Source organism: Streptomyces sp. NPDC003456, assembly GCF_042878735.1.
In the GTDB taxonomy this organism is placed as follows: domain Bacteria; phylum Actinomycetota; class Actinomycetes; order Streptomycetales; family Streptomycetaceae; genus Streptomyces.
In genome coordinates, this window is the sequence record NZ_JBIAOK010000003.1 from 275,444 (window position 1) to 285,431 (window position 9,988).

At 72.5% G+C, this 9,988-nt stretch carries 7 protein-coding genes; 4 read left to right on the forward strand and 3 right to left on the reverse strand.

From position 1 onward, the window contains the following. Positions 1-239: 239 nt before the first annotated feature. Positions 240-887: a dihydrofolate reductase family protein gene (locus tag ACFYWG_RS12260; RefSeq protein ID WP_383509304.1), complete on the forward strand. Its 648-nt coding sequence runs from the start codon at positions 240-242 to the stop codon at positions 885-887. A gap of 54 nt (positions 888-941) precedes the next feature. Here the strand turns inward: ACFYWG_RS12260 and ACFYWG_RS12265 are convergent, their stop codons facing one another. Beyond that, positions 942-1,745 (reverse strand): MBL fold metallo-hydrolase, encoded by an 804-nt coding sequence (locus ACFYWG_RS12265; RefSeq protein ID WP_389201016.1) that lies wholly within the window; start codon positions 1,743-1,745, stop codon positions 942-944. Positions 1,746-1,831: 86 nt separating this feature from the next. On the opposite strand from ACFYWG_RS12265, the gene ACFYWG_RS12270 reads away from it, so the two are divergent. From ACFYWG_RS12270 to ACFYWG_RS12280, 3 genes are all read left to right on the forward strand, one after another. Continuing rightward, the gene (locus ACFYWG_RS12270) at positions 1,832-2,425 is read left to right on the forward strand and encodes a CGNR zinc finger domain-containing protein (protein ID WP_383509298.1); all 594 of its coding nucleotides are present in this window, start codon (positions 1,832-1,834) and stop codon (positions 2,423-2,425) included. 166 nt (positions 2,426-2,591) lie between these two features. Then, positions 2,592-4,868: an ATP-dependent RecD-like DNA helicase gene (locus ACFYWG_RS12275; RefSeq protein ID WP_389201018.1), complete on the forward strand. Its 2,277-nt coding sequence runs from the start codon at positions 2,592-2,594 to the stop codon at positions 4,866-4,868. Positions 4,869-5,046: 178 nt separating this feature from the next. Then, positions 5,047-6,336 (forward strand): citrate synthase, encoded by a 1,290-nt coding sequence (locus ACFYWG_RS12280; protein WP_369195533.1) that lies wholly within the window; start codon positions 5,047-5,049, stop codon positions 6,334-6,336. 669 nt (positions 6,337-7,005) lie between these two features. On the opposite strand, the gene ACFYWG_RS12285 is transcribed toward ACFYWG_RS12280, so the two are convergent. Together ACFYWG_RS12285 and ACFYWG_RS12290 are read right to left on the reverse strand one after the other, a co-directional pair. Beyond that, positions 7,006-9,246, reverse strand: coding sequence for a heavy metal translocating P-type ATPase (locus ACFYWG_RS12285; protein WP_389201021.1), 2,241 nt, complete (start codon positions 9,244-9,246; stop codon positions 7,006-7,008). A 148-nt stretch (positions 9,247-9,394) separates the two neighbouring features. Then, positions 9,395-9,634 (reverse strand): heavy-metal-associated domain-containing protein, encoded by a 240-nt coding sequence (locus ACFYWG_RS12290; RefSeq protein WP_376334391.1) that lies wholly within the window; start codon positions 9,632-9,634, stop codon positions 9,395-9,397. Between the last annotated feature and the right edge of the window lie 354 nt (positions 9,635-9,988).

Here is a 9,988-nt window from a genome sequence, read left to right on the forward strand (position 1 = left end):
GGCGTCGGCCGCCCGGCGGGCGAGGCCGGGCGGCTGCCGAGCGGCGGCCGGACGGCGGCCGAGCTCGGCAGGGCGCCGCGCCCGGCGCCTGCGGCCCGGGGTGCCGCGGCGCGCTTGCCGGGGCCGGCCGCCGGAGGGCGGGCCGGGGCCCGGGCCGCCCTCCGGATCCGGTACTCCGGCCACCGATGAGTTCCGGCGGCCCGGGCGGTCCCCATCCCGTCGACCACAGGAGGAACGCTGTGTCCCAGTTGCTGCGCGTGCAGAATTTCAACGTCTCCAGCGACGGCTTCGGTGCCGGGGAGAACCAGACCCTGGAGAGGCCCTTCGGCCACGCGGACCCGGGGGAGATGTTCGCCTGGGCCGGTGCCACGGCGAGCTGGCCCAACCGCACCGACCCCGGCGGCAGCCGCGGCCTCGACGACTACCTGGTGCGCGACTTCCACCACGGCATCGGCGCCGAGATCATGGGCCGGAACAAGTTCGGCCCGCAGCGCGGCCCGTGGCAGGACCACGAGTGGCAGGGCTGGTGGGGCGACGAACCCCCCTTCCACACCCCGGTGTTCGTCATGACCCACCACGAGCGCCCCTCGTTCACGCTCTCCGACACCACGTTCCACTTCGTCGGGGGCGAGCCGGCCGAGGTCCTCCGGCAGGCGCGCGAGGCGGCCGGGGGCAAGGACGTCCGGCTCGGCGGCGGGGCGACCGTCGTCCGGGAGTTCCTGGACGCCGACCTGGTGGACACCCTGCACGTGGCGGTCTCCCCGGGCATCGTCCTCGGCTCCGGCGCGCGGCTGTGGGAGTCCCCGCAGGAACTGCTCGACCGCTTCCACTGCGATGTGGTGCCGAGCCCCAGCGGGGTCGTCCATCACCTGTTCTGGCGCAAGTGACGGACCGGCCGGGCGTCCTCGCCGCACCCCGCCAGGTGTTCCCGTCGCCGCAGCTCAGGCGTCCGTGCCCCAGTCCAGGCGGTCGGCGAGCCCGGCGGCGGTGAAGGCCGCTTCGAGCTCCTCGCGCCCCTCGGTGAAGTGGGCCCAGCTGTTGTAGTGGACGGGGACCACCCGGCGGGCGCCGAGGATCCGCGCGGCCTCGGCGGCCATGGCGCTGTCCAGCACGATGACCCGGTTGTCGAAGAGGACGGGGAACCGGGGCGCCCCGGCGAAGAGGACGGCGGTGTCGACGGGCCCGAAGCGCCCGGCTGTCTCACGGACCGCGTCGAGGGAGGCGTTGTCGCCGCTGACGTAGACGGTGGGCAGCCCTTCCCCGGTCAGGACGAAGCCGACGACCTGGCCGGTGACCGCCTCGACCTCCTCGCGGGCGCCGGGTCCGTGCAGGGCCGGGACGCCGGTGACGGTCACGGTGCCGCCCCCGGGCCGGTCCAGTTCGACGGACTCCCAGTCGGCCAGGCCCCTGGCCCGGTCGCCCAGGGACTCGCCGAGGCGCTTGCCGCCGCCCGGCGTGGTCAGGGTCAGCGGCACGCCGGCGAGCAGGGCGCGGCCGGAGCGGTCGAGGTTGTCGGGGTGCTCGTCGTGGGAGAGCAGCACCACGTCGACGCGGCCGAGGTCGTCGGGGGAGGCCGCGGCGGGTGCCGTCTTGGTGAGGAACCGGGCGTCGCCTCGGGGGTAGTCGCCGGGTGCGTCGAAGGTCGGGTCGGTCAGGAAGCGCAGGCCGCCGTACTCGAAGAGGGCGGTGGGGCCGCCGAAGACGCGCACGGGTAGACCGCCGGTGGGCGCGGGCGTGGAGGACATGCAGCACCTCACGGATAGATGTCGTGGAACCGTGAGGAGACCGTAGTCCTTTCTCACGGATGACGGCAAGCCGTACCATGAGAAGCATGGAAGAGTCCGTGACCGAGCAGCCCGTCCCGCCGCCCGCGCAGGGGGAGGAGGAGCACCCGTCCCTCGCCCTCGCCAACAGCGCGCCGGCGCTGCCCGGCGGGCACACGATCGACCTCCTGGGCACGCCCGCGCAGGCAAATCACTGGCTCACCGAGCGCGGCCTCGCGCCGGCCGACGCCGGGATGCGGGAGATGTGCGCGGCGCAACTGCGTTCACTGCGCGAACAGATCAGGTCGCTGTTCGCCGCCCGCGCCGAGGGCCTGCCCGCCCTGCCCGCGGCCGTCGACGCGGTCAACGACGCCATGACCCGCGTGCCGACGGCCCCCCTCCTGCGGTGGGACGACAGGACCGGCCCCTACCGCACCGCCCCGCACCCGACGACCGCGATCGTCGACCTCGCCGTGGCGACCCTCGCGGCCGACGCGGCCGACCTGCTCACGTCCCCCGCGGCGGAACGCCTCACGGCCTGCGGCTCCCCGCCCTGCAACCGCTTCCTGCTCCGCCACGGCCGCCGCCAGTGGTGCTCCACCCGCTGCGGCGACCGGGCGCGTGCGGCCCGCGCGTACGCACGCAGGACCGCCGGGACCTGAACCGCGCGGGCGGCGGGGCAACCGGCCGCATCCGCGCAGGACTTGGCCCCCGGTGTCTCGGCCGGAAAGGTGAGCGGCCGTACGTCACCGGCCCGTTCCCTCCGCGCGGGGTGCTGCTGAGGCCGCGGCCGACTCCGCTGTCGTACCCGGGCGGTACCGTCGGATCATGACCGATCAGGCGGGGGCCGCCCCTGCGGGCGAGCGACGACCGGCCACGCTGGAGGGCGTGCTGGAGCGCATCACGTACGCCAACGAGGAGAACGGCTACACGGTCGCCCGGGTCGACACCGGCAGAGGCGCCGGTGACCTGCTCACGGTCGTCGGTGCCCTGCTCGGCGCGCAGGTCGGCGAGTCCCTGCGCATGGAGGGCCGTTGGGGCTCCCACCCGCAGTACGGCAAGCAGTTCCACGTCGAGAACTACACGACCGTCCTGCCGGCCACCGTCCAGGGCATCCGCCGCTACCTCGGCTCGGGCCTGGTCAAGGGCATCGGGCCGGTCTTCGCCGACCGCATCACCCAGCACTTCGGCATGGACACCCTGAAGATCATCGAGGAGGAGCCCAAGCGCCTCATCGAGGTCCCCGGGCTCGGCCCCAAGCGGACGAAGAAGATCGCCGACGCCTGGGAGGAGCAGAAGGCCATCAAGGAGGTCATGCTCTTCCTCCAGACGGTCGAGGTGTCCACGTCCATCGCCGTGCGCATCTACAAGAAGTACGGCGACGCCTCCATCTCCGTGGTGAAGAACCAGCCCTACCGGCTCGCCTCCGACGTCTGGGGCATCGGCTTCCTCACCGCCGACAAGATCGCCCGGTCGGTCGGCATCCCGCACGACAGCCCCGAGCGCGTCAAGGCGGGCCTGCAGTACGCCCTGTCGCAGTCCACCGACCAGGGCCACTGCTACCTGCCCGAGGAGCAGCTGATCAAGGACGCGGTCAAGCTGCTCCAGGTCGACACCGGCCTGGTCATCGAGTGCCTGGCCGAACTGGCCGAGCCCGGACAGGACGGGGAGGACCCCGGCGTCGTGCGGGAGAAGGTGCCGGGCCCCGACGGCCAGCCCGTCACCGCCCTCTACCTCGTCCCCTTCCACCGCGCCGAACTCTCGCTCGCTGCCCAGCTGCTGCGCCTGCTGCGCACCGGCGAGGACCGGATGCCGGGCTTCGCCTCCGTCGCCTGGGACAAGGCGCTGACCTGGCTGAAGGGGCGTACGGGCGCCGATCTCGCGCCCGAGCAGGAGGCCGCCGTCCGGCTGGCGCTCACCGAGAAGGTGGCCGTGCTGACCGGCGGCCCGGGCTGCGGCAAGTCCTTCACCGTCCGCTCGATCGTGGAGCTGGCCCGGGCCAAGAAGGCAAAGGTCGTGCTCGCCGCCCCGACCGGCCGGGCCGCCAAGCGCCTGTCCGAGCTGACCGGCGCCGAGGCCTCCACGGTCCACCGGCTGCTGGAGCTCAAACCCGGCGGTGACGCCGCCTACGACCGCGACCGCCCGCTCGACGCCGACCTGGTCGTCGTCGACGAGGCGTCCATGCTCGACCTGCTCCTGGCGAACAAACTGGTCAAGGCCGTGCCGCCCGGGGCGCACCTGCTGTTCGTCGGGGACGTGGACCAGCTGCCCAGCGTCGGCGCGGGCGAGGTCCTGCGCGACCTGCTGGCCGACGGCAGCCCGATCCCCGCCGTCCGCCTCACCCGGGTCTTCCGCCAGGCGCAGCAGTCCGGCGTGGTGACCAACGCCCACCGCATCAACGCCGGGCAGCACCCGCTCACCGACGGCATGAAGGACTTCTTCCTGTTCGTCGAGGACGACACCGAGGAGGCGGGGCGGCTCACCGTGGACGTGGCCGCGCGCCGCATCCCGGCCAGGTTCGGGCTGGACCCCCGCCGGGACGTGCAGGTCCTCGCTCCCATGCACCGCGGTCCGGCCGGCGCCGGCACGCTCAACGGCCTCCTCCAGCAGGCCGTCACCCCGGGCCGCCCCGACGTGCCCGAGAAGAGATTCGGCGGCCGGGTGTTCCGCGTCGGCGACAAGGTCACCCAGATTCGCAACAATTACGAGAAGGGCACCAACGGTGTCTTCAACGGCACCGTGGGCGTGGTCACCTCGCTCGATCCGGTCGACCAGCGCCTGACGGTGCTCACGGACGAGGACGAGGAGGTCGCCTACGAGTTCGACGAGCTCGACGAGCTGGCCCACGCCTACGCCGTGACGATCCACCGCTCCCAGGGCAGCGAGTACCCGGCGGTCGTCATCCCGGTCACCACGGGGGCCTGGATGATGCTCCAGCGCAACCTGCTCTACACGGCGGTCACGCGGGCCAAGCGGCTGGTCGTCCTCGTCGGGTCGCGCAAGGCGATCGGCCAGGCGGTGCGCACGGTTTCGGCGGGTCGGCGGTGCACGGCACTCGACTTCCGGCTCGGTTCGGCAAAAAATGATCGATCAAATGAGTCGTGAAGGTCACAAGCCACTTCCGGAAGGGCATCACAGGGGGCAGGATGGGCAAGTTGGCGGCACTCAGTGCCGTCAGTAGGCCCGATGGTCGACCCCGAGTGCACTCTCCTGAGCCAAGTGGGGGATGGTAGAGACAGTCAGGGCACCTCGAAGATGAGGCACAACGTCGGTGAGGGAAGACGTGAGCGACAACTCTGTAGTACTGCGGTACGGCGACGGCGAGTACACCTACCCGGTGATCGACAGCACCGTCGGTGACAAGGGCTTCGACATCGGAAAGCTCCGCGCCCAGACCGGTCTGGTGACGCTGGACAGTGGTTACGGCAACACCGCCGCGTACAAATCCGCCATTACCTACCTGGACGGCGAGGCGGGCATCCTGCGCTACCGCGGGTACCCGATCGAGCAGCTGGCCGAGCGCTCCACCTTCCTGGAGGTCGCCTATCTGCTGATCAACGGCGAGCTTCCGACCGTCGACGAGCTCTCGGCGTTCAAGAACGAGATCACGCAGCACACCCTGCTGCACGAGGACGTCAAGAACTTCTACAAGGGCTTCCCGCGCGACGCCCACCCGATGGCCATGCTGTCCTCGGTCGTCTCGGCGCTGTCCACGTTCTACCAGGACAGCCACAACCCGTTCGACGAGCGCCAGCGCAACCTCTCGACGATCCGCCTGCTCGCCAAGCTCCCGACGATCGCGGCGTACGCGTACAAGAAGTCGATCGGTCACCCGTTCGTCTACCCGCGCAACGACCTCGGCTACGTCGAGAACTTCCTCCGCATGACCTTCTCGGTCCCCGCGCAGGAGTACGAGCTGGACCCGACGGTGGTCTCCGCGCTCGACAAGCTGCTGATCCTGCACGCGGACCACGAGCAGAACTGCTCGACCTCGACGGTCCGCCTCGTCGGCTCCTCGCAGGCGAACATGTTCGCCTCGATCTCCGCCGGCATCAACGCGCTCTGGGGCCCGCTGCACGGCGGCGCCAACCAGTCGGTGCTGGAGATGCTGGAGGGCATCCGCGACTCCGGCGGCGACGTCGACTCCTTCATCCGCAAGGTGAAGAACAAGGAGGACGGCGTCCGCCTGATGGGCTTCGGCCACCGGGTCTACAAGAACTTCGACCCGCGCGCCAAGATCATCAAGGCCGCCGCGCACGACGTGCTGTCCGCCCTCGGCAAGTCCGACGAGCTGCTGGACATCGCGCTGAAGCTGGAGGAGCACGCGCTCTCCGACGACTACTTCGTCTCGCGCAGCCTCTACCCCAACGTCGACTTCTACACCGGCCTGATCTACCGGGCCATGGGCTTCCCGACCGAGATGTTCACGGTCCTGTTCGCCCTCGGCCGGCTGCCGGGCTGGATCGCCCAGTGGCACGAGATGATCAAGGAGCCGGGTTCCCGCATCGGCCGCCCGCGCCAGATCTACACGGGCGTGGTCGAGCGCGACTTCGTGCCCGTCGAGGAGCGCTGAGCCGCCGCCCCGCAGTCCAGGGATGCTCTGACGCCCGAGCCCCCGTGTCCGGCCACCGGACGCGGGGGCTCGGGCGTGTCCGGCGCACTCCGCGTGCGGGCCCGCACGATCGTGATCTCTCACATGATTTCTTACGCAATGAAGAAGGCGCCCCGGCGTCGGTCCCCCCACGGGCCGACGACCAGGGCGCCTTCCCAGTCCCGGTACGGATTCCCCCCACGGGATCCGGCCGGGCGTCTGTGAGGACAGCGCCTGAATCGCTGGTGAACGCGGCGAGCGGACTCGCCGTACCACTGGGTGAGGTGCGGTCTGCCGGGACAGCGCACGCCCGGGAGGGCCGCTCAAAGCTTCCCGGTGTACGTGCCCCGGCAACGCATCTCCGGGGAAGTCCCCCAAGACATCCCCAGATGTCGGGTCGCGCCCCCCAAGACGCTTCCTGACATCGTCAACTTAGACCTTCGAACCCCTCGGATGGTTACGTTCACATCACTGTGATCTGCGTCTCTTGCATATGTCCTATAGATGGGCAAGAGCCCGGATGCGCCGTCCGGGGGGTCCCAGCGTAAGGATGATGCGCGAGCCTTGTGAAGAGCTTATGTGAGCCGGGCCCGGGACTCCAGGGGGGTTCAAATCACGTTCGCCGGGAACGTAGGCCGAATTCGGGCGACTTCACCGGAATGTCCGCAGCCGGAGGCTGTTGGTCACCACGAAGACCGACGAGAAGGCCATCGCGGCCCCCGCGATCATGGGGTTCAGCAGCCCCGCGGCGGCCAGGGGCAGCGCGGCCACGTTGTAGCCGAAGGCCCAGACGAGATTGCCCTTGATCGTCGCCAGGGTGCGGCGGGAGAGCCGGATCGCGTCGGCGGCGGCCCGCAGATCGCCCCGGACGAGGGTCAGGTCCCCCGCCTCGATCGCCGCGTCCGTGCCCGTGCCCATGGCGAGCCCCAGATCGGCGGTGGCGAGCGCGGCCGCGTCGTTGACGCCGTCGCCCACCATGGCGACGACCCGCCCCTCGGCCTGCAGCCGCCGGACCGCGTCGACCTTGTCCTCGGGCAGGACCTCGGCGACCACCCGGTCGATCCCCACCTCACCGGCCACCGCCTCGGCCACCGTGCGGTTGTCACCGGTCAGCAGCACCGGGGCGAGCCCCAGCGCGCGCAGCTCCCGTACGGCCTCGGCGCTGGTCTCCCGGACCGCGTCCGCCACGCACAGCACGGCCCGCGCCGTCCCGTCCCAGCCGGCGAGCACGGCCGTGCGCCCCGCCCGCTCGGCCTCGTCCCGCACCCGGGCGAGGTCCGGCGGCACCGCGTCGAAGAGGCGGCCCACGGCGACCTCGCGGCCCTCCACCCGGCCGCGTACGCCCCGGCCCGGAACGCTGCGGAAGTCCTCGACCTCCGGGAGGTCCCCGGCCCGCTCGGCGGCGCCCAGGGCGATCGCGCGGGCGACGGGGTGCTCGGAGGCGTGCTCGACGGCGCCCGCCAGCCGCAGCACCTCCTTCTCGTCCGTCCCCGCGCCGGCGTGGACCTCCCGCAGCGTCATGCGGCCGGTGGTGACCGTGCCGGTCTTGTCCAGGACGACCGTGTCGATCCGGCGGGTGGACTCCAGCACCTCGGGGCCCTTGATGAGGATGCCGAGCTGGGCGCCGCGGCCGGTGCCGACCATCAGCGCGGTCGGGGTGGCCAGGCCCAGGGCGCAGGGGCACGCGATGATCAGGACCGCGACGGCGGCCGTGAACGCGGCGACCGCGTCCCCGGTCAGCCCGAGCCAGGCCCCGGCCGTGGCCACGGCGATGAACAGCACGACCGGCACGAACACGCCGGCGACCCGGTCGGCCAGCCGCTGCACCTCCGCCTTGCCGGTCTGCGCGTCCTCCACCAGCCGGGCCATCCGGGCGAGCCGGGTCTCGGCGCCGACCCGGGTCGCCTCGACGACCAGCCGGCCGCCCGCGTTGACCGTGGCGCCGGTGACCGCGTCCCCGGCGGTGACGTCCACCGGCACCGACTCGCCGGTCAGCATCGACACGTCCACCGCTGAGGCGCCCTCCACGACCGTGCCGTCGGTGGCGATCTTCTCGCCGGGCCGGACGACGAACCGGTCGCCGACGGCCAGCCGCTGTGCCGGGATCCGCACCTCGCGCCCGTCCCGCAGCACGGTCACGTCCTTGGCGCCCAGTTCCATCAGCGCCTTCAGCGCCGCCCCGGCCCGGCGCCTGGAGCGGGCCTCCAGCCAGCGGCCCAGCAGGATGAAGGCGGTGACGCCGGAGGCCACTTCCAGGTAGATCGAGGAGCCGCCGTCGCCGCGCGCCACGGTCGCCTCGAAGGGGTGGCGCATGCCCGGCATGCCCGCGTCGCCCAGGAACAGCGCCCACAGGGACCAGCCGAACGCGGCCAGCGTGCCGACGGAGACCAGGGTGTCCATGGTGGCGGCGCCGTGCCGGGCGTTGGTCCAGGCCGCCTTGTGGAAGGGCAGCCCGCCCCAGACCACCACGGGCGCGGCGAGGGTGAGCGAGAGCCACTGCCAGTTGTCGAACTGCAGCGCCGGGACCATCGCGAGCAGCACGACGGGCAGGGCGAGGGCGGCGCAGACGACGAGACGCCGGCGCAGGGCCGCCTGAGCGGGGTCGGCCTCCTCGGCCGCGGGCGCCTCCTGGGCGGGCGGTGCGGGCTCCTCGGCGGTGTACCCGGTCTTCACCACGGTGGCGATCAGGTCGGCCACCCCGATGTCCTCGGGGTGGGTGACCCGGGCCTTCTCCGTCGCGTAGTTCACCGTGGCGCTCACGCCGTCCATGCGGTTGAGCTTCTTCTCCACGCGGGCGGCGCAGGCGGCGCAGGTCATGCCGCCGATGAGGAGCTCGGTCTCGGCTAGCCCGGGCTCGCGGCCGGCCGGCGCACGGCCGGTGGTGGTGGTCATGGTGTCGCTCCAGGAGACGCGGTGTGCCCGCCGGACGGAACGGGCCGTACGGGCCGGGGACGGCTGCGTACGGCCCGCACCCGGGTACGGGTGCCGGGACCGGGCCGACTCACACCCGGTCGGACGGCGGGGTCCCGTCGGGGGTGGGTCAGGCGCGGCCGGCCAGTTCGAAGCCGGCCTCGTCGACGGCGGCGCGCACGGCCTCGTCGTCGAGCGGCGCCGCGGAGACGACGGTGACCTCACCGGAGGAGGCGACGGCGGTCACCTCGCTGACGCCGGGGAGCTGCGCGATCTCGCCGGACACGGCGCCCTCGCAATGTCCGCAGCTCATGCCGCTCACCTTGAAGACGGTGGTGACGGGGCCCGTGGTGTCGGTCTGGGCGGTCATGTCGTTCTCCTCGTCGAGGCGTGTGGGGCCGTGGGGCCCTCTGGGTACCCACGTCGTTCCACTGTACCCCTAGGGGGTATCAGGTGATGACGCCCCACCGGACCGCCGTCACCCACCGGCCGGCGTTTCCGCCCTGAGGGGCAACGGCCCGGTCACGGGGTCTCCCCTGCTCGAACGTGGGGGAGGCCCCGGCTGTGCTGGCAGTGACGGGGGCGGCCCCCAGGAACGGCCGTGGCCCCCCCCGCGGGGGGGGGCCGGGGGGGGGGGGGGGCCCCCCCCGCGGGGGCCCCCCCCCAGCGGGCCCCGCTGTGCGGGCCGGCGGGCCCCCCCGCCCCGGCCGGGTGGGGCGAAACC